At 74.0% G+C, this 18,851-nt stretch carries 15 protein-coding genes and 1 pseudogene; 5 read left to right on the top strand and 11 right to left on the bottom strand.

Annotation, left to right across the window (positions count from 1 at the left end; genetic code table 11):
* Position 1: 1 nt before the first annotated feature.
* The 5 genes from OG702_RS31290 to OG702_RS31270 form a co-directional block, all read right to left on the bottom strand.
* Complete coding sequence (locus OG702_RS31290; protein ID WP_327292305.1) at positions 2–1,123, bottom strand: ATP-binding protein; 1,122 nt, start codon at positions 1,121–1,123, stop codon at positions 2–4.
* 12 nt (positions 1,124–1,135) lie between these two features.
* Complete coding sequence (locus OG702_RS31285) at positions 1,136–2,614, bottom strand: vWA domain-containing protein (RefSeq protein ID WP_327292304.1); 1,479 nt, start codon at positions 2,612–2,614, stop codon at positions 1,136–1,138.
* The gene (locus OG702_RS31280) at positions 2,611–4,029 is read right to left on the bottom strand and encodes a hypothetical protein (protein WP_327292303.1); all 1,419 of its coding nucleotides are present in this window, start codon (positions 4,027–4,029) and stop codon (positions 2,611–2,613) included. The genes OG702_RS31285 and OG702_RS31280 overlap by 4 nt, the downstream gene beginning before the upstream one ends.
* Positions 3,999–4,502 carry a hypothetical protein gene (locus OG702_RS31275; RefSeq protein WP_327292302.1) on the bottom strand — a complete coding sequence of 168 codons (504 nt, stop codon included), beginning with the start codon at positions 4,500–4,502 and terminating at the stop codon, positions 3,999–4,001. The genes OG702_RS31280 and OG702_RS31275 overlap by 31 nt, the downstream gene beginning before the upstream one ends.
* A 298-nt stretch (positions 4,503–4,800) precedes the next feature.
* On the bottom strand, positions 4,801–7,497 hold the full coding sequence (locus OG702_RS31270) for a beta-glucosidase (RefSeq protein WP_327292301.1): 2,697 nt from the start codon (positions 7,495–7,497) through the stop codon (positions 4,801–4,803).
* A gap of 420 nt (positions 7,498–7,917) precedes the next feature.
* Between OG702_RS31270 and OG702_RS35585 the strand changes: the two are divergent.
* From OG702_RS35585 to OG702_RS31260, 3 genes and pseudogenes are all read left to right on the top strand, one after another.
* Positions 7,918–8,400: pseudogene (locus tag OG702_RS35585) on the top strand (discoidin domain-containing protein); the annotation flags it as partial.
* A 900-nt stretch (positions 8,401–9,300) separates the two neighbouring features.
* Positions 9,301–10,983, top strand: a complete 1,683-nt coding sequence (locus OG702_RS35580) for a galactose-binding domain-containing protein (protein ID WP_442814751.1) — start codon at positions 9,301–9,303, stop codon at positions 10,981–10,983.
* A gap of 131 nt (positions 10,984–11,114) precedes the next feature.
* On the top strand, positions 11,115–12,167 hold the full coding sequence (locus OG702_RS31260) for a LacI family DNA-binding transcriptional regulator (RefSeq protein WP_327292299.1): 1,053 nt from the start codon (positions 11,115–11,117) through the stop codon (positions 12,165–12,167).
* A gap of 80 nt (positions 12,168–12,247) precedes the next feature.
* Here the strand turns inward: OG702_RS31260 and OG702_RS31255 are convergent, their stop codons facing one another.
* The 3 genes from OG702_RS31255 to OG702_RS31245 form a co-directional block, all read right to left on the bottom strand.
* Positions 12,248–13,057, bottom strand: a complete 810-nt coding sequence (locus tag OG702_RS31255; protein ID WP_327292298.1) for a 4'-phosphopantetheinyl transferase family protein — start codon at positions 13,055–13,057, stop codon at positions 12,248–12,250.
* Positions 13,054–13,920: a metallophosphoesterase family protein gene (locus OG702_RS31250; protein WP_327292297.1), complete on the bottom strand. Its 867-nt coding sequence runs from the start codon at positions 13,918–13,920 to the stop codon at positions 13,054–13,056. Before OG702_RS31250 ends, OG702_RS31255 begins: the two co-directional genes overlap by 4 nt.
* A 74-nt stretch (positions 13,921–13,994) precedes the next feature.
* Positions 13,995–14,453 (bottom strand): MarR family winged helix-turn-helix transcriptional regulator, encoded by a 459-nt coding sequence (locus tag OG702_RS31245; protein WP_327292296.1) that lies wholly within the window; start codon positions 14,451–14,453, stop codon positions 13,995–13,997.
* Between the two features lie 68 nt (positions 14,454–14,521).
* On the opposite strand from OG702_RS31245, the gene OG702_RS31240 reads away from it, so the two are divergent.
* Complete coding sequence (locus OG702_RS31240; RefSeq protein ID WP_327292295.1) at positions 14,522–14,917, top strand: VOC family protein; 396 nt, start codon at positions 14,522–14,524, stop codon at positions 14,915–14,917.
* On the opposite strand, the gene sigJ is transcribed toward OG702_RS31240, so the two are convergent.
* The 3 genes from sigJ to OG702_RS31225 all read right to left on the bottom strand — a co-directional run bounded on the left by sigJ (position 14,914) and on the right by OG702_RS31225 (position 17,582).
* A complete protein-coding gene (gene sigJ / locus OG702_RS31235; RefSeq protein WP_327292294.1) occupies positions 14,914–15,834 on the bottom strand; it encodes an RNA polymerase sigma factor SigJ in 921 nt (306 codons plus the stop codon). The genes OG702_RS31240 and sigJ overlap by 4 nt on opposite strands.
* A 3-nt stretch (positions 15,835–15,837) precedes the next feature.
* Positions 15,838–16,248 (bottom strand): RNA-binding S4 domain-containing protein, encoded by a 411-nt coding sequence (locus OG702_RS31230; RefSeq protein WP_327292292.1) that lies wholly within the window; start codon positions 16,246–16,248, stop codon positions 15,838–15,840.
* A 77-nt stretch (positions 16,249–16,325) separates the two neighbouring features.
* The gene (locus OG702_RS31225; RefSeq protein WP_327292291.1) at positions 16,326–17,582 is read right to left on the bottom strand and encodes a phosphodiester glycosidase family protein; all 1,257 of its coding nucleotides are present in this window, start codon (positions 17,580–17,582) and stop codon (positions 16,326–16,328) included.
* A gap of 237 nt (positions 17,583–17,819) precedes the next feature.
* Between OG702_RS31225 and OG702_RS31220 the strand changes: the two genes are divergently transcribed.
* Entirely contained in the window at positions 17,820–18,824 is a 1,005-nt protein-coding gene (locus OG702_RS31220) for a phosphotransferase family protein (protein ID WP_327292290.1), read from the top strand.
* Positions 18,825–18,851 lie beyond the last annotated feature (27 nt).

Raw genomic sequence — 18,851 nt, 5'->3', positions numbered from 1 at the left:
GTCACGACAGGGTGGCGATCGCGTCGCGGCCGCCTTCGAGGAACTCCGGCCAGCTGCCGCCCACTTCCTTGCTGCGCGGCTCGACGACGCCGTGCAGGTACTTGTTGAGTATCGCCAGGTCCTCCGGCTCGCGCCGGGCCAGCGATCCGACGAGCGAGGAGGCTAGGGTGTGGGCGGTCAGCGCGCGCTCGCCGAAGAAGTTGCCGTGCAGGATCGCGTCCTCCAGCACGCCGATCTGCTCGGCGGTGGACAGCGCCGACTCCAGCTTCTCGTCGTCGCTGCCCGCCGCGGCCGCCGAGGTCCGCAGGTCGGCGAAGCTCTGCAGCAGCACGTCGAGCAGGGTCGGCGGCACGTCCAGCTCGATGCGGTGCCTGCGCAGCAGCTCCTCGGTGCGGAAGCGGACGATCTCCGCCTCGCTCTTCTTGTTCGTCACCACCGGGATGCGGACGAAGTTGAACCGGCGTTTGAGCGCGGACGACAGGTCGTTGACCCCCCGGTCGCGGCTGTTGGCGGTGGCGATGACCGAGAAACCGGGCTTGGCGAAGACGATGTTGGCGCTGTTGCCGTTGTCCAGTTCCGGCACCGAGATGTACTTCTCGGACAGGATCGAGATCAGCGCGTCCTGGACGTCGCTGGTGGAGCGGGTCAGTTCCTCGAAGCGGCCGATCGCACCGGCCTCCATGGCCGTCATGATCGGTGAGGGGATCATCGACTCCCGCGACTGGCCCTTGGCGATCACCATCGACACGTTCCAGGAGTATTTGATGTGGTCCTCGGTGGTGCCGGCCGTGCCCTGCACCACCAGGGTGGAGTTGCGGCATATCGCGGCGGACAGCAGTTCTGCCAGCCAGCTCTTGCCGGTGCCGGGGTCGCCGATCAGCAGCAGCCCGCGGTCGGAGGCCAGCGTGACGATGGAGCGCTCCACGAAGCTGCGGTCGCCGAACCACTTCGGGGCGATCTCCCGGTCCAGGCCGTCGGAGCGCTCGGAGCCCAGCACGAACAGCCGGACCATCTTCGGCGACAGCCGCCAGGTGAAGGGCTTGGGACCGTCGTCGACCGACTCCAGCCAGTCCAGCTCCTCGGCGTACTTGATCTCCGCGGGGGCGCGCAACAGGTCGGACATATCGGAGCCTTTCTAGGCGAGGAAGGTCTTGAGTTCGTGGACGAGCTTGCGGATGTGGCCGGAGAGCACCGGTGTGCCGAGGTCCTTGAAGCGCTCCCGGAACCACGGGTTGACGCTGCCGCGGCCGGCGCTGGTCACCGAGCCGACCGGGATGAACCTGGCTCCCGAGCGGTGGACGGCGGCCATGGCCTCGAAGAGCGGTTCCGACCGCCACTCGTAGAAGTCGGAGATCCACACCACGACCGTGTTGCGCGGTTCGGCGATCTTCGGCTGCGCGAGCGCCATGGCCACCGTGCCGTCGGTGCCGCCGCCGAGGTTGGTGCGCAGCAGCGTCTCGAAGGGGTCGTGCACCCACGGGGTGAGGTCGAGCGCCTGGGTGTCGTAGGCGATCAGGTGCACGTCGACCCTGGGCAGTCCGGCGAAGATCGACGCCAGGATGGTGCAGTTGACCATCGAGTCGACCATCGAGCCGGACTGGTCCACCACCACGATCAGCCGCTGCGGAGTCGTCCGGCGCGCGGTCTGGCGGTAGTAGAGCCGGTCGACGTAGAGCTGCTCCTCCTCCGGGCTCCAGTTGGTGAGGTTCTTCCAGATCGTCCGCTCCAGGTCCAGGTTGCGGAAGACCCGCTTGGGCGGGACCGAGCGGTCGATCGCGCCGACCGCGGCCTTCTCCACCTGGGTGCGCAGCACCTGGGCGACCTCGTCCACGAAGCGGCGGATCAGCGACTTGGCATTGGCCAGCGCGACGCCTGACAGGTTGTTCTTGTCCCGCAGCAGCTGCTCGATCAGCGACATGCTCGGGGTCAGCCGGGCGGCGAGCCGCGGGTCGGCCAGGACCTCGCGCAGCTGCATCCGCTTGACCAGGTCGGCCTCGATGGCGCCCAGTTCCGGCCCGATCGCCGGGATCAGCCGGCTCAGGTCCGGGGTGGCGCCCCCGCCGCCGGAGCCGTACGGGCTGACGCCCCGGCCCGTCCCCGTACCGCCGCCGGCCGTCGCGCCGCCTGGGCTGCGGCCGCCGCGCAGGTCGCCCGGCGCGCAGCCGAGGGCCCGCTCCAGCCAGCCGGCGTCGGACTGCCAGCGGGACAATCCGCCGGCGGTGACAGGGCCGGTGCCGGTCGCGAAGACGTTGAGCAGCACCTTGGAGACCAGCGCGGCCCGCCGCACCTCGGCGGCCCGGTCCCGCAGGTCGCCGCCGGAGCCCGCGCCGGCTTCCTGGTCCGCCTCGCCCTCCGCCGCCGGGTCGGGCGGCGGCACCATCAAGCCGTCGAATTCGGCGGCCAGTTCGGGGTGGCGCTGCACGACGGAGTCGACGGAGGCCTGCGGGTCGAGCAGCGCGGGCGGCAGGCCGATGTCCTCGACCACCGCCAGGCTGGCCGATTCCAGCGCTGCCTGCTCCTCGTGGTCGAAGAGCCGGGCGAGCAGCCGCCAGTACATCACCTGCCTGCGGTTGTCGCAGGAGAGCGCCTCGGCTTCGAAATCGCGCCCGGTCATTTCCGCAGCAGCCTTCCCGCGCGCTCGCGCAGCACCGCCGCCGCGTCGGTCGCGGCCTTCTCCGCCTTGACCCCCGCCTTGTCCGCCGTGCCCCCGGCCCACGCTCCGGCCTGCACGGTGACCGGCTTCTTGCGTACGGTCGTCTCGACGGCCAGCGGCTGGACGCCGAAGGACCCGGCATCCCAGCGCAGCAGCCCGATGCAGGCGACCGACGCGGCCACCGACGCGGGGGTGAGCGGTCCCGCGGCCGGGATACGGTCGGTGTCGACGGGCAGCCGCTGCCCGGTGAGGGTGAACGTCAGCCCCGCGTCGTCCTCCTCGGCCGTATAGCCCTCGATGAAGACGGGGACGGCGATCCGTGCCGGGTGCCGGTCCAGGGGCGCCGTCGCCGGCCCGGTCGCGGTGGGCAAGGCCACCCGGGCGGTGCTGAACGGGTCGGCCGGCTCGCCCTGCCGTGCGTGCGCGTCGCTCCAGATCAGGTCGCCCTCGGCGGTGACCGGCATGCCGACCAGGTCCATCGAGCGGCCCTCGCTGACCGCGGCCAGCAGCGACATGTGCGGGCGGAGCAGCTGCCACAGGCCCGCGCCGACGACCGTGTCCGGCTTCGAGGCCGACACGCTCGCCCGCACCAGCAGGGGTGCGGCGCCGTCCGCGGGCTCGAAGACCGCGTGCACCTGGGCCTGCACGGCCGTCGCGTGCTCCTGGACGTCGACCCCGAGCGGCAGCAGGCGCCCGGTGGCCGTGCCCCGCGCGGGCGCGCCGGCCGCGCCGGGCAGCGTCAGCAGCAGCGCGCGGGACCACAGGTCGGCCCAGCGGCGGGCGGGCACCCGGTCCAGCGCGGCGCCGGGGCAGGACGCGGCGAGCTCGGCGGCGAATCCGTCGAGCAGGGACGCCAGGCGGCGCAGGCCGGGGTCGGGGAGCATCGCCGAGACGACCGGCGCGGCGGAGGAGACGACCTCGTGGTCGATGCCCCGCCATCCGCAGCGCGCCAGGTCCGACAGCCAGGAGCGGGCGGCCGCCGTCACGTTGACCGGTTGCCGCTCGGCGGGCCCGGGGGCGTCCCACTCGCTGCGGGGACGCCCGGTCGCCTCCTCCGCGCGGGCCGCCAGGGCGTCGTGGACCGAGCCGAGCAGGGCGGTGCGGGCGGCGGCGAGGGCGACGAAGTGGTCCTCGCCCGCCCCGCCCGCCAGCGCCTTCTCCGCGGCCTCGGCGACCCTGGCGGCCAGCGGCGTCCCCGCGACGGCGCCGGCCAGCCCGCTCAGGCCGGCGGCCTGGGCCGGCTGCGGGCGCAGCAGTCCGGTGACGAGGACCTGGTCGAAGGCGTCGACTGCGGCCAGCGCCTCGTCGAGCCCGTCGATGCCGTCGGCGAGCACGTCGGCGCGCATCACGCCACCGCCCTGGTCGGCGGGAACCACTGCATCTCCGGCAGCGGCGCGGTGGTCGGGGCGAGTTCGAGGTAGGCCAGGTGGCGCAGGAAGCGGCTGAAGACCGGTGCCGCGGCCGCGCTGTCGCCCCGCGCGGGACGGGCGCCGCTCATCTGGGTGAGCAGCAGCATCGCGCTCGGTTCCGCGTCCGCCGGCTCGACCCGCATGTAGCGGCCGACCCGCTCGGCGCCGTACTGCAGCACCGCCTCGCCGACCAGGGCGCGGATGTGGTTGCAGAACCAGCCCCGCGCGCCGCCGCAGGGCCGGTTGTTGTTGGTGCTGCAGGCGAAGGCGAAGCTGCCTGCCGCCACCGACGAGACGTAGACCCGCTCGATGTCCGACCCGCTGGACACCACACCCTGCAGTCGCCCGTCGGCCAGTTCGACGAACGGGACCTTGGCGAGCCTGCGCGGGTGTGCGGGTGGGACCACCCGCACGGTGCTCGACCTCTCCCAGTCTGACAACGCGTCATCTCCTCTGCGCCCGGGGGATTTCCACGCCACGACGGCGGGACACCACCGAACATAGCGGCGGGCACTGACAACGCGGATCTTGGAAACTGATGCCATCCCCCGGCTCTCCCCGACCCCGCCGGGCGGCCCGCACAGGCAGGTCGGCGGGGGGCGCGGCGGCTCGCGGCCGCAGGTGCGGGAGGCGGCCGTCGCCGGTGGGCGCCCCCCGTGTCAGGGGCGGGGGACGCCCGGCTCCCGGGTGCTCCGCCGCCGGTCTCCGGCGGTGGGCGCGGGGCGGGGTGGCGGCCGGTCAGCGGTCCAGCGGGCCGGAGAGCGGTTGCCGGGCGGCGGAGGGACCGGCGTGCATCTGGTACGGCCCCGGGCGCGGCACCCAGCGCTGCTCCGGCGGCGACCAGCGCTGGAAGGCGCGCGGGGCGATCCGCACCTCGGCCACCGCCGCCTCGCCGGGCGCCACGTGGACGGCGGCGTAGCCGGCCAGCCGCGGGCCGCCGTCGTCGTGGTCGTCGGGCCCGGTGGTCAGATAGACCTGCACGACCTCGCGCCCGGCACGCGCGCCGGTGTTGCGTACCGTCACCAGGGCCAGCGCGCCCTGCCCCGGTGTGCCGCCGCCGTCGGGCTGCGGGGCGGCCCGCACGGTCAGCGACTCGTACGCCCACGTGGTGTAGCCCAGGCCGTGGCCGAACCAGTACGCGGGCGTGGCTCCCGCCCGGCGCCAGGCGCGGTGGCCGAGGTAGGGGCCTTCGGTGTAGTGCAGCACCCCGGCCTGCGGGGCGGTGGCGGGCAGCGGGGCGCCGTCGGCGGCCGCGGCCCAGGTGGTGGGCAGCCGGCCGCCGGGTTCGGCCCGGCCGAACAGCACGTCGGCCAGGCCGTGCCCCGCCTCCTGCCCGGGGAACCAGCACAGCAGCACCGCGGGAGCGCTCTCCCGCCAGGGCAGCTCGACCGGACCGCCGGAGTTGACGATCACCACCGTCCGCCGGTTGGCGGCGGTGACCGCCGCGACCAGCTCGTCCTGGCGGCCGGGCAGTGCCAGCGACGGGCGGTCGAAGCCCTCGCTCTCGATCTCGTCGGTGGTGCCCACCACCACGACCGCCGCGTCGGCGGCGCGCGCGCACGCGACGGCCTCGGCGAGCGCCTCGTCCTCGTCGGGGCGCGGCGGGTCGGCGGCCAGGGCGACGGCCATGCCCTGGTCGGGCGCCAGCTCCCGGGTGGCGACCAGGTGCAGCGGCTCGCCGGGGGTCACCTTGCGGGCTGCGGTTCGGAAGGACGGCGCCACGTGCACGTAGGTCGGGTCGTCGGACTCGGCGGCCACGTGGGTGTCGATCAGCGGCTCGCCGTCCGCGTGCAGGGTGACCGCGCCCAGGCCCACCACCGCGAACCGCCACTCGCCCGGTTCCGCCGGGGTGACCAGGGCGCTGACCTCCACGCAGGCCGCGGTGCGGGCGAGTTCTGGTGCGTCGCCCGGCTCCAGGATGCGGCCGCTGAGCCGGTGCTCGGCGCAGATCTCGCTGCCGTCGGCGGCGAGGTAGCGGACCAGCACGCCGGGTTCGCCGGTGCGGGGGTCGTGGGAGTTGCCGGGGTGCAGCGGGGTCGGGCGGGTGCTGAGGGTGACGCCCTCGGCGTACACGACCTCGGTGCCGGTGCCGGAGAGCGCTTCCCCGATGCCGTCCAACGGCGAGACCACCACGGCGGGGAAGACACCGGCGCTGCCGCCGCCCTGCACGCGCGCGGACGCGGCGTTCGGCCCGATGACCGCGAGCCGCCTGATCGGGCGCGGCCCACCGGCCCGCGGGGGCGCCGCGCCGCCGGCCACCGGGCCGGACACCGCACCGCCCACCGCGTGGGCCAGCGCACCGACCAGTGGAGAGGTCACCGCCCGGCCGTGGTCCGCGCCGGGCAGCCCCCCGGCACTACCGCCCGGCGCGGAGTCGGTCACCGGGCCGGCGGGACCCGGCGCGGGTGTCAGCGGCAGCAGGCCGCCCTCGTTGCGCAGCAGCACGCAGCCGGCGGCCACCGCGCGGCGCAGCAGGGCGCGCGGGTCGGCCGGCGCGGGCGCGGGCGGCGGCGGCAGGACGCCGTCCAGCGCGCCCACCCGGGCGGCCAGCCGCAGGATGCGGCGCACCTTCGCGTCGATCACGTCCTGCGGCACCCGGCCCTCGCGCACCGCGGCCAGCAGCGGTGCACCCCACAGCGGGTGTGGCCCGGGCATCGCCAGGTCCTGCGGCGCCAGCGCGGCGCCCTCCGTGCTGCGGACCGCGCCCCAGTCGGAGACCACGACACCGTCGAAGGCCCAGGAGCCCTTCAACGGCTCGGCCAGCAGCGGGCTTTCCGACAGCGTGACGCCGTTGACCCGGTTGTAGGCGGACATCACCACCCACACTCCCGCCCGCACCGCGGCCTCGAAGGGCGCGAGATAGACCTCGTGCAGGGTGCGCTCGTCGAGGCGGGCGTCGAGGGTGAGCCGGTCGGTCTCGGAGTCGTTGGCGACGTAGTGCTTGGCGGTGGCGGCCACCCCGCCGGCCTGCACCCCGCGGATGTAGGCGACGGCGGTGCGACCGGTCAGCAGCGGGTCCTCGGCGTAGCACTCGAAGTGCCGTCCCGCAGCGGGGGTGCGGTGCAGGTTCAGCGTGGGGGCGAGCAGGATGTGGATCTGCTTGCGGCGGGCCTCGGCGGCCAGCAGTCCGCCCAGTTCGGTGACCAGGTCGTCGTCCCAGGCGGCGGCCAGCGCGGTCGCGGAGGGCAGCACGAGCGCGGTGTCGCGCTCGTCCCACTTCTCGCCGCGCACGCCGGCCGGACCGTCCGAGACGCCCATCGCCCGCAGGCCGACCGCGGGTTCCGGCCGGGTCCGGAAGGTGCTCGCGCCGGACAGCAGCCGTATTCTGGCGGGCAGGTCGAGCCGCGCGACGAGGGCGTCGATCTCCGCGTCGCTGATCGTGGGCGCGGCGGCGGGCTGCGGAGCGGACACGGAGCCGGGGGTGATCATGGTCATCCCTTCATGGCCTCCTGCGTGGCGCCGCCCGCGGCGTGACGCCCCATCGGCAGGGAGGCCGCGATGAGCGGCGGGCTGGAGACGAGTGTCGCGGAAGGACGGGGACAACAACCGGGAGAGCGCTCTCCCGACACTGCGTACACTCACCCGTCGCCCGCCACCGTGTCAAGCCCCGCCCGGCCCGGACCGCCAGGAAACGGACCCTGCGGGCGCCGCATTCCGCCCATCACAGCCACCCGGCCCCGCGACCGCGGACCGTTCGCGTCGTATCTCTTGACACCCCGGAAACCCAGCGGCAACCATCGGGGCGACTGAGAGAGCGCTCTCCCATCATCCACGACACCCTCCCCCACCGGCTCGGCCCGCACCTGGAAGCGCTTTCTCCGCTCTCCCCTCCCACCCCCACCGCTGGAGTCCGCCATGAGAGCGTCACCCTCGGCACGCCTTCGACCAGGATCTCTTCCCCCCTCGCTGCGCGCCGCCTTCCTGCTGCTGCTGGCCGTCGGTCTCGCGCTCTACGCGCTGGCGGTCCCCACCACCCCCGCGCACGCCGCCGACGCCCTGCTCTCCCAGGGCCGGCCCGCGACCGCCTCCTCCACGGAGGGCGCCGGCTACCCCGCCACCGCCGCCGTCGACGGCAGCACCGCCACCCGCTGGGCCAGCGCCTGGGCGGACCCGCAGTGGCTGCAGGTCGACCTCGGCGCCACCGCCACCCTCAGCAAGGTGGTGCTGAACTGGGAGAACCACGCGTCGGCCTACCAGATCCAGGTCTCCGACGACGCCTCGCACTGGACGCCGCTCTACTCCACGACGACCGGCGCCACCGACACCGAGACCCTCACGGTCAGCGGCACGGGCCGCTACGTACGGATGTACGGCACCGCCCGCAGCAACGGCTACGGCTACTCGGTGTGGGAGTTCCAGGTATACGGCACCATGGCCACCGGCGGCACGGGCGGCACCACCGGCGGTGGCGACGGCGGCGCGAACGGCGGCGGCACCGGCACCCCGCCGCCCGGCGACTGGTCCACCGTGTGGAGCGACGACTTCAACGGCGCCGCGGGCACCTCCCCCGACGCGGGCAACTGGATCACCGACACCGGTACCGCCTACCCCGGCGGCCCCGCCAACTGGGGCACCGGCGAGGTCGAGACGGCCACCAACTCCCCGGCGAACGTGGGCCTGGACGGCAGCGGCCACCTCAACCTGACCGCGCTGAAGTCGGGGACGTCGTGGACGTCCGGCCGGATCGAGACCAAGCGCACCGACTTCACCGCGCCGGCCGGCGGCAGGCTGCAGATCTCCGCGACCCTCAAGCAGCCCTCGGTGGCCGACGCGCTCGGCTACTGGCCGTCGTTCCGCGCGATGGGCGCGGCCTACCGCGGCAACCTCGGCTCCTGGCCGGCCGTCGGCGAGAGCGACATCATGGAGGACGTCAACGGCCGCAACCAGCTGTCGGCGACCCTGCACTGCGGGACTGCGCCGGGCGGCAACTGCTCCGAGTACAACGGCCTGACCAGCGGGCTGGCCACCTGCGCCAGTTGCCAGAGCGGCTACCACACCTACTCCGAGATCATCGACCGCACCACCTCCGACGAGCAGATCCGCTGGTACCTCGACGGCAACCAGGTGTGGCAGGTCAACGAGTCGCAGGTCGGGGTGTCGACCTGGAACGCGGCCGTGCACCACGGGGTCTACGTGGACTTCAGCCTGCGCATCGGCGGTTCGTACCCGAACTCGATCTGCGGCTGCACCTCGCCGGACGCCGGCACCTCCTCCGGTGGCGCGCTGAGCATCGACAACGTGACGGTGTCGCAGACCACCGGCAGCGCCCCCGCCCCGCTGACCGACCCGCCGGTGCCGACCACGCCGAGCAACGTGCACGTCACCGGCAGCCAGGGCAACTGGCAGCTGACGGTGGACGGCAAGCCCTACCAGGTGCGGGGCATGACGTGGGGCCCGGCCAACACCACGGCCGACTCCCACATGCGGGACCTGAAGTCGATGGGCGTCAACACGCTGCGCACCTGGGGCACCGACGCGAGCAGCAAGCCGCTGCTGGACGCGGCGGCGGCCTACGGGCTCAAGGTGGTCAACGGCTTCTGGCTCAACCAGGGCGCGGACTACGTCAACGACACGGCGTACAAGACGAACACGCTCAACGACATCAAGAACTGGGTGACCACCTACAAGAACCATCCGGGCGTGCTGATGTGGGACGTCGGCAACGAGGTCATCCTGACCACGCAGGACCACTACTCGGGTGCGGCGATCGAGCAGCAGCGGACCGCCTACGCGAAGTTCGTGGAGCAGGTGACGCAGGCGATCCATGCGATCGACCCGAACCACCCGGTGACGTCGACCGACGCGTGGACCGGGGCGTGGCCGTACTACAAGCAGTACACGCCCTCGCTGGACCTCTACGCCGTCAACTCCTACGGCGCGGTGTGCAACGTGAAGCAGGACTGGGTCAACGGCGGTTACACCAAGCCGTACATCGTGACCGAGACCGGTGAGGCCGGCGAGTGGGAGGTGCCCGACGACGCCAACGGGGTGCCGACGGAACCGACCGACGTCCAGAAGCGCGACGCCTACCTCTCCGCGTGGAACTGCATCGTCGGGCACACCGGAGTGGGCCTCGGGGCGACGATGTTCCACTACGGCGACGAGAACGACTTCGGCGGTGTCTGGTTCAACGTCCGTCCCAGCGGGTGGAAGCGGCTGGCGTACTACTCGGTGGCGAAGGACTACGGCGGTACGCCCCAGGCCAACACCCCGCCGGTGATCAGCTCGATGACCGTCGCGAACAGCGGTTCTGTGCCGGCCGGCGGGCAGTTCACCGTGTCGGCCTCGGCGAGCGATCCGAACGGCGATCCGCTGCGGTATCAGCTGATGTACTCCTCGAAGTACGTGGACAGCGGGACCGCGCTGCACCAGGTGGACTTCACGCAGACCGGGAACGGCCAGTTCACGGCGACCGCGCCGAAGACGCTCGGGGTGTGGAAGGTCTACGTCTACGCCTACGACGGGCACGGCAACGTCGGGATCGAGACCAGGTCCTTCCGGGTGGTGGCCCCGCAGGTGGGCGGCACGAACGTGGCGCTCGGCAAGCCCACGACGGCGTCGTCGTACCAGAGCGATCCGACCGGCGGCTGCCCGTGCACGCCGGCGATGGCCACGGACGGCAACATGGGCACCCGGTGGGCGAGCGAGTGGAGCGACCCGCAGTGGATCCAGGTCGACCTGGGCGCCAGCGCCGCGGTCAAGCACATCCAGCTGGCATGGGAGGCGGCCTACGGCAAGGCGTATCAGGTGCAGTTGTCCAACGACGGCACCAACTGGACGAACCTCTACTCCACGACGACCGGGACGGGCGGCGTCGACACCTTCGACGTCAGCGGGTCCGGGCGCTACGTGCGGGTGACGATCGGGCAACGCGGTACGGCGTACGGCGATTCGCTGTACGAGTTCGGGGTCTACGCGTGACCGGCTCGCCCGGATGAGACCGGGGCGGGGCGCGGCAGGCCTGTGGGGGGCTGCCGTACCCCGTCCCATCCGTGCTGTGGCCTGCACCGGGACCCGGAGAGCGCTCTCCGGCACATGGTATAACTGCACGCATGACGAGCAGCCGTCCGGCGGGGCCACGCCAGCCCACTCTGGAAGACGTCGCCCGGTCCGCCGGGGTGTCGAGGGCGACGGTGTCGCGGGTGGTCAACGGGACGCGGAATGTGGACCCGGAGATCCAGCGGGTCGTCCAGGAGGCGGTGGAGGCCACAGGTTACGTACCCAACCGGGCGGCCAGGACCCTGGTCACCCGCCGTACCGACTCGGTCGCCCTGGTCTTCTCGGTGCCCGCCCACCGCACGGCCGACGACCCCTTCCTCGGACAGGTCTTCAGCGACCCCTTCTTCGGGCGGGTGGTCGGCGGGCTGCTGACGGTGCTGCGGCCGCGCGGAGTGCACCCGGTGCTGATGCTCGCCGACTCCGAGGACGCGCGGCACAAGCTGGTCGCCAACCTGCGCCAGGAGCACATCGACGGCGTGGCGCTGGTGTCGATAGCGCCGGGCGACTCGCTGCCGTTCCTGCTGACCGAGGCGGGGCTGCCCACGGTGCTGTTCGCGCGGCCGTCGACGGCGATCCCGATCAGCTACGTGGACGTGGCGCAGCAGGCGGGCGCGAAGCTGGCCGCCGAGCGGCTGCTGGCCCGCGGGTGCCGGCGGATCACCACCATCGCCGGTCCCTTCGACTCGCCGGCCGGCCAGGACCGGCTGGCCGGCTTCCGCGAGGCGATGGCCGAGCACGGGCACGCGTACGTGCCCAGCGTGGAGGGCAGTTTCACGCAGCTCGGCGGCGAACTGGCGATGCGCGAGCTGCTGGAGCGCTTTCCCGACACCGACGGGGTCTTCGTCGCCAACGACCTGATGGCGCAAGGCTCGTTGCTGGTGCTGCGGGACCAGGGCCGCCGGGTGCCCGACGACGTGGCGGTGATCGGTTTCGACGACAGCAGCGCGGCGCTGGCCTCCCGGCCGCTGCTGACCACCATCAGGCAGCCGGTGGAGGACATGGCGGCGGAGATGGCGAAGCTGCTGATGGCGCTGATCGACGATCCGTCGCAGCAGACCCGGTCGGTGATCTTCAAGACCACGCTGGTGACCCGGGATTCGGCCTGAACCCCCGCAACGTGCCGGACCGCGGCGGCCGGTGGCGGGCGGTCCCGGCCGCGGAGGCGCGGACGCCGGGGCCATCGGGGTCAGCCCGCGGCGTCAGCCGGTGGAGCGGCCCCGTCGACGGTCGCGGGTACGGCGATGGCGGTGACCAGCAGGCCGTCGCGGACGATCCAGCGGCCGGTGAAGACCTCGGGCCCGGTGCCCTCGGCGAGCAGCGGCCCGGGGACGAGCAGCCGGGCGGTGTAGCCGCCACGCTCGGGCGTGTCGCCCGGCGTGCCGGCGTACGGAAAGCCGGCGTTCGGCGTGTCGGCGTCCGGAAAGCCCGCGTCCGGCAAGCCGCCGTCCGGCGTGTCGGCGTCGGCGGTGAAGAGCAGTTCGGCCTCGTGGAAGCCGAGCATCCGGTGGTGGTAGGGATACCAGGCCTTGTAGACGGTCTCCTTGGCGCTGAAGAGCAGCCGGTCCCAGTGGATCCGGGGAGCGCTCTCCGTGAGGCGGGCGAGTGCGGCCCGTTCTGCGTCGGTGGCGACGATGGCGTCCAGCACGCCTTCGGGCAGCCGGTCGTGCGGTTCCGCGTCGATGCCGAGGGTGAGGATGTCGGCGGTGCGGGCGACGGCCGCGGCGCGGTAGCCGTCGCAGTGGGTGATGCTGCCGACGACCCCGGCCGGCCACAGCGGGGCGCCGCGGTGGCTGTCGCGCAGGACGGGCCCGGGCGGCGCGCCGAGCCGGGCGAGGGCGGCGCGGGCGCAGGCGCGGCCGGCGGCGTATTCGCGCTGCCGTTTGGCCACCGCCCGAGCCACGGCGGGGGTCTCCTCCGGGTGCAGCGGCGCCTGGTCGAGCTCGTCGCCGTAGGCGGCGCGGGAGAACACGCCTGCCGGCAGCAGGTGTTCGATCACCGGCGGGCCGCCTGCTGCCGGCCGGCCAGGATGCGTCGGGGTCCCGCGGGGCCGGTGGGGCGGCGGCCCCATTCGCGCGGGTAGCCGAGCGAGACCTCGGTGAAGCGGACGCCGTCGCGCCAGATGACGCGGGGGATGTGCAGGTGGCCGTAGACGACCTCGGTGGCGCGGAAGCGGGTGTGCCACTGCTCGGTGAGCTCGGTGCCGCACCACAGGGCGAATTCCGGGTAGTGCAGGATCGCGGTGGGTTCGCGGTGCAGCGGCCAGTGGTTGGCCAGCACGGTGGGCAGGTCCGTGTCGAGCGCTTCGAGGCGGCGGGCGGTCTCGGCGACCCTGTCGCGGCACCAGTCGTCGCGGCCGGGCAGCGGGTCGGGGTGCAGGAACATCTCGTCGGTGCAGACGACGCCTGCCTCGCGGGCCCGGGAGAGCGCTTCCTCCTTGGTGCGCGCGCCGGGGGTGCCGTCCCGCCAGGTGTAGTCGTAGAGCAGGAACATCGGGACGACCGCGACCGGGCCGCGCGGCCCCTCCCACAGCGGGTACGGGTCCTCGGGGGTGATCACGCCGAGCCGCCGAGCCTCCTCGACCAGGTGGCGGTAGCGGCTCTCGCCGCGCAGCCGGACCGGGTCGTCCGGCGGCGTCCACAGCTCGTGGTTGCCGGGCAGCCAGATGACGGTGGAGAAGTGCTTCTTGAGGGTGCTCAGCGCCCAGCTGATGTCGGTGGAGCGCTCCGCCACGTCCCCGGCGACGAGCAGCCAGTCGTCGTCGTGTTCCGGCCTGAGGCCTTCGACGATCAGCCGGTTGGCCTGGTATCCGACGTGCAGGTCGCTGATGGCGAGCAGGTGTGCCCCGTCAGGGCCGGTCATGGCGACTCCGCCCGTCGTGGTGTCGGCAGCAGCACGCCGTCGATTCTCCCAGACGGGCGCCCGGCGGCCAACCCCTACTGATCGTCAGGGGTGCCGCCCCGGCCGGCGAAGAGGCGGCCCAGCAGGCCGTGCAGGGTGGCGCGCTCGGCCGGGGTGAGCGGCGCGAGCAGGGCGGCCTGCACCGACTCGGCCCCGGTGACCAGGGCGGCCAGCGCCGAGCGTCCCGCGGGGGTCAGGGTGACGCGGACGCGCCGGCGGTCGGCGGGGTCGCGGGTGCGGGTGACGTGGCCGGCGGCGGTGAGGTCGTCGAGGACCTTCACCATGTCGCTGGGGTCGATGGCGAGACGGTCGGCCAGATCGCGCTGCGTGTGCGGGCCGAAGTCGGCGAGGGCGGCGAGCACTGCCATGTGCCACAGCCGCAGGCCCTGTTCGGCCAGTTCGGCGGCGAGCCGTCCGCGGGCGGTCTTGCCGGTCCTGGACAGCAGGTACGTGGTCAGGGCGGTGAGGGTGGGCGGGGTCGTCGGCTGGTCCATGCGGGCTATTGTAGGCTGCGACCAATGATAGGTACGCACCCATGAATTCTCCGAAAGGGCGAGACCCGATGGACGCGCTCCACCCCCGCCTGCTGGCAGCCGACTTCGGCGCCGCCTTCCGCTTCTACGACGCCGTGCTGCCGGAGCTGATCGGCGCCAGACTCGCCCGCGGGACGGCGGACGGCCCCTACGCGAGCTGGGACGTCGGCGCCGAGGGCGTCCTGGCGCTGATCGAGCGGACCGCGGCGGCCGCGCTGACCGGGGAGGCGTCCCCCGGCGGCGACCGCGGGATGCTGGTCAGCCGCGTCCCGGACGTGGCAGCCGGCTACGAGCTGTGCCTGCGCCACGGCGGACGGCCGGTCGCCGGGCCCGCCGCCCGGCCCGAGTGGGGGCCGACGATGCGCACCGCCCACGTCAGGGACCCGGACGGCAACCTGTGGGAGCTGCAGTCGTACGCGGCCTAGGCCGAGCCCCCGGCGTACGCATCCCGGGCCTCCGCGTGCCGGGCGGCGTCCCGGGCGGCGAAGCGGGCCAGCTTGTCGGGGTTGAGCACAGCGAAGACGCCGTGGACGGCGCCGTCCCGGACGTCGAGCAGGGCGAGCTGGTCGGTGCCGCCGACGGACAGCCACAGCGCGGGCCGGCCGTTGGCCTCGGTCGGCCGGGCCGCGCCGACCGGGTAGCGCCGGAAGAGGCCCGCGACGAAGGCGGCGACGCGGTCGCGGCCGGTTATCGGGCGCAGGGCGGCGCGGGTGCGGCCGCCGCCGTCGTTCCAGGCGACGGCGTCCTCGCTGAGCATGCCGGTCAGCGTGTCGAGGTCGCCGCCGCGGGCGGCGTCGAGGAAGCGGGTGAGCAGCCGGGCGTGGTCCTCCCCGCTGGGCCGGAAGCGGTCGCCGCGGCCGGCGGCCAGCCGGGTCGTGGCGCGGTGGTGCAGCTGGCGGCAGTTGGCCGCGGTGCCGCCGAGGACGGCGGCGATGTCGGCGTAAGGGAGCTCGAAGGCCTCGCGCAGCACGAAGGCGGCCCGTTCCGGCGGGGTGAGCTGTTCCATCAGGTGCAAGGTGGCGTAGGAGAGGGTGTCGCGCAGTTCGGCGGTGTCCAGCGGGCCGAGCTCGGCCGCGTCGACCGGCTCGGGCAGCCAGGGGCCGACGTAGGCCTCGCGGGTCGCGCGGGCCGAGCGGAGCTGGTCGAGGGCGAGCCGGGTGGCGACGGTGACCAGGAAGGCCCGCGGTTCGCGTACCTGCTCGCGGTCGGTGCGGGACCAGCGCAGGAACGCCTCCTGCACCACGTCCTCGGCGTCCCACATGCTGCCCAGCAGCCGGTAGGCCAGGCCGAGCAGCAGGGGCCGGTAGGTCTCGAAGACCGCTTCCGGGGCGCCGGCGGCCATGGTTCAGTTCCCGCCGGGGCGGGCCGAGCCGTGCAGCCGCAGGCGTTCCAGCTCGCGCCGGTCGCGCTTGGTGGGGCGGCCGGCGCCGCGGTCGCGCAGGCCGAGGGCGAGGATCTCCTCGCGCGGCGGCGGGGGCGGGCTGTTGTCCACGAAGCAGTCGGCGGCGACGGCGGCGCCGACCCTCTTGTTCAGCACCTTGGACACCACGACGACCCGCTCGCGCCCGGCGTGGTGCAGCCGCACCTCGTCGCCCGGTCTGACCGCCTGGGCGGGCTTGACCCGCTCCCCGTTGACCCTGACGTGTCCGGCGCGGCACGCGGCGGCGGCCAGTGACCGGGTCTTGGTGAGCCGTACGCACCAGATCCAGCTGTCGACCCGGACGCTCCCCGCGGGGTCCTGCTGAGCGGCTGCCATGCCTCCGAGCCTAACGCGGCGGGCACCGCCGGCACACGCTCCTTTTCCGGCCCGGCCGCGGCGGCCGGCCGCGGGGTTCAGCGGGCGTAGACCGCGACGAAGTCGCGGGTGGCCTGGGTGTAGTAGCGGTCCGGGGGGTCCTCGAAGTCGAGGATGTTGGTGGGGGTCGGGTCGGCGGGGGTGCGGGTGCCGTCGTAGGACATGAAGGAGGGCCAGGCCCGGTTCATGTCCAGCGGCATCGCCCGTACCGCGCCGGCCCGCTGCATCAGCTGCGCCAGCGTCTGCGCGGTCAGCGCCTGGCCGACGACCATGACGACGTCGCCCTGCGCGGTGATGCCGACGCCGGAGCGCGGGACGAACATCCGGCTCTGGTCGCTGACGCCCCACTTGTCGTCGTCGCCGATGTCGGGCACGACCCGGCCGTCGTCGACCATGAGCTCCAGGCACTGGCGTACGCCGGTGACGTCGGGGGTCATCCGGACGTCGCGGCCCCAGACGCCGATGCGGAGGGAGCCGTCGCGGTAGAAGACCTCGGAGGCGGCGCCGTCGCGCAGCTCGCCCGCCGTGCGGCCGTCGAGGTAGAAGCCGCCGCGGGAGCCGCCGTCGGTGATGCGGAAGCCGCCGTTCCAGGTGGCGACCAGGCCGGTGCGCCGGCCCTTGGGGATGGTCGGCGGCACGTCGAAGGTGCCGCCGGGCTCGCGGAAGCCGGGGTGCAGCTGGAAGCGGGAGTATTTGCCGCTGATCCAGGCGACCGCGGCCTCGTAGGAGGTGTGCTTGTCGTCGGGGCGTACGTAGGTGCCCTGGACGATGGGCTGGCCGTGGGCAGCGGCGAGGGTGCGGTAGACGCCCTCGCCGGGCAGCGCCGGGCTGACCAGCGAGGACATGGGGGCGCGCAGCTGGACCAGTGGCTGGGCGGGGACGTGCGCGGGGGTGGGGACGGCGCCCTGGGTGGCGTTCATCCGGGCCAGCGCGTCGGCCGGCAGGGTGCCGCCGACCTTCGGCGGGTTCATCGAGTACTGGACGTCCTCCAGCTTGTTCACCACGAAGCCGAGCTCGTGGTCGCGGGCCCATTCGGCGAGGCGGGCCGTGGTGCTGTCCTTGCCCGGGTAGGTCAGCGCGCGGCCGACGGACCAGCCGAGCGTGCCGAGGCAGATCACGCAGACCCCGGTGGCGCCGCGGGTGGCGAGCTTGCGGCGGCGGAGCTGCTCGGGGGTGAGGTCGCGGCGGTGCTTCCACGGCAGCAGCCGTCGCCGGCGCCTGCCGGGCCGGCTTGTGGCGCCGGCGGGGTCCGCGGCCCCGTCGTCCGGCCGCGGCTCGGTGGTCTGCTGGCTCATCCCGGTCCTTCCGCGCTGTCCGGATCTTCCGCTCGTCTGCTTGTCCGATCGGCGGCCCGGCTAATCGCCCGCCGCGACAGAAGCACCCGGCCGCCGCAGCCGCTGCACCCTCGCGGGTGTACGTACCGCGCCGGGAGCAGGCCCGGGGCCACCTCATACGCGGCGGCCGTCGCCGGCGCGTATCCCGCTGGGGCGTGCCGACGGCGTAGGGTGCCGTTCGGACGACGAGGGGGGCCGATGGCGGTGCACACGCTGGCCGACGCGACGGTGGACGAACTGCTGGCGCGGGCGGGGATCGAGACGGCGCGGGTCGCGGAACGGACGGCGATGGCCGGCGGGTCGTACAACGCCCTGCACGGCGTCACGCTCACCGACGGCAGCCGGCTGGTGCTGAAGGTCCCGCCGCCGCCCGGCACCGCGCGGCTGCGCTACGAGGCGGAACTGCTGTGCGGCGAGGCGCTGTTCTACGAGTCCGCCGCCGCGGCGGGGGTGCCGGCGCCGCGGGTGGTGCACGCCGAGTGGGCCGAGGACGCGGGCGCCGCGCCCTTCCTGCTGATGACGCACGTGCCGGGGGTGCCGTGGGTCGACGTCGCCGGGTCGATGGCGGTCGGCGAACGCGACCGGCTGCGGGAGGAGTTGGGCTCCCTGCTGGGAGCGCTGCACGCCGTGCGCGGGCCGGGCTTCGGCTATCCGGCGCAGCGGGTGGCGCCGCTCGCCGACCGGTGGGCGCCGGCCTTCGCGGCGATGACCGGCGCGGTGCTCGACGACGCCGCGGCCTTCGGGTCCTGGCTGCCGCGGCCGGCCGGCGCGATACGGTCCGCCCTGGCGGCCGGGGCCGGGGCGCTCGCGGAGGTGACCGAGCCGGCGCTGGTCCACTTCGACCTGTGGGCCGGGAACGTGCTGCTGGACGGTGCGCCGGGGGCGCGGACGATCAGCGGGCTCATCGACGGCGAGCGGATGCTCTGGGGGGACCCGCTCGCGGACTTCGCGTCGATGACGCTGCTGCTCGGTGCGGCGGAGTCCGATCCGGCCTTCCTGGCCGGCTACGGCGCGGCGGGCGGGCGTACCGCCTTCGACGCGGCCGCCCGGGTCCGTATCGCCCTCTACCGCAGCTATCTGTATCTGATCATGCTGGTCGAGGTCGTCCCGCGGGCCACCGAGGGCGAGCACCTGGCGTGGGTGCGGGACGTGATCGGGCCGCGGCTGACCGCGGCCCTCGACGCTGTTCTCGCGGGTGGCTGACCGACCCGGCCGCCCCTCGCGGGAGGG

Source organism: Streptomyces sp. NBC_01198 (genome assembly GCF_036010485.1).
Classification (GTDB): Bacteria; Actinomycetota; Actinomycetes; order Streptomycetales; family Streptomycetaceae; genus Actinacidiphila.
This window is presented reverse-complemented; position numbering and strand designations above follow the sequence as displayed.

Excerpts from the sequence above, each read along its gene's own strand:
- OG702_RS31225 (WP_327292291.1), bottom strand. The coding sequence starts at position 17,582 with ATGAGCCAGCAGACCACCGAGCCGCGGCCGGACGACGGGGCCGCGGAC.
- OG702_RS31285 (WP_327292304.1), bottom strand. The coding sequence starts at position 2,614 with ATGACCGGGCGCGATTTCGAAGCCGAGGCGCTCTCCTGCGACAACCGC.
- OG702_RS31220 (WP_327292290.1), top strand. The coding sequence starts at position 17,820 with ATGGCGGTGCACACGCTGGCCGACGCGACGGTGGACGAACTGCTGGCG.
- OG702_RS31250 (WP_327292297.1), bottom strand. The coding sequence starts at position 13,920 with ATGACCGGCCCTGACGGGGCACACCTGCTCGCCATCAGCGACCTGCAC.
- OG702_RS31260 (WP_327292299.1), top strand. The coding sequence starts at position 11,115 with ATGACGAGCAGCCGTCCGGCGGGGCCACGCCAGCCCACTCTGGAAGAC.
- OG702_RS31245 (WP_327292296.1), bottom strand. The coding sequence starts at position 14,453 with ATGGACCAGCCGACGACCCCGCCCACCCTCACCGCCCTGACCACGTAC.
- OG702_RS31230 (WP_327292292.1), bottom strand. The coding sequence starts at position 16,248 with ATGGCAGCCGCTCAGCAGGACCCCGCGGGGAGCGTCCGGGTCGACAGC.
- OG702_RS31240 (WP_327292295.1), top strand. The coding sequence starts at position 14,522 with ATGGACGCGCTCCACCCCCGCCTGCTGGCAGCCGACTTCGGCGCCGCC.
- OG702_RS31270 (WP_327292301.1), bottom strand. The coding sequence starts at position 7,497 with ATGACCATGATCACCCCCGGCTCCGTGTCCGCTCCGCAGCCCGCCGCC.
- sigJ (WP_327292294.1), bottom strand. The coding sequence starts at position 15,834 with ATGGCCGCCGGCGCCCCGGAAGCGGTCTTCGAGACCTACCGGCCCCTG.
- OG702_RS31290 (WP_327292305.1), bottom strand. The coding sequence starts at position 1,123 with ATGTCCGACCTGTTGCGCGCCCCCGCGGAGATCAAGTACGCCGAGGAG.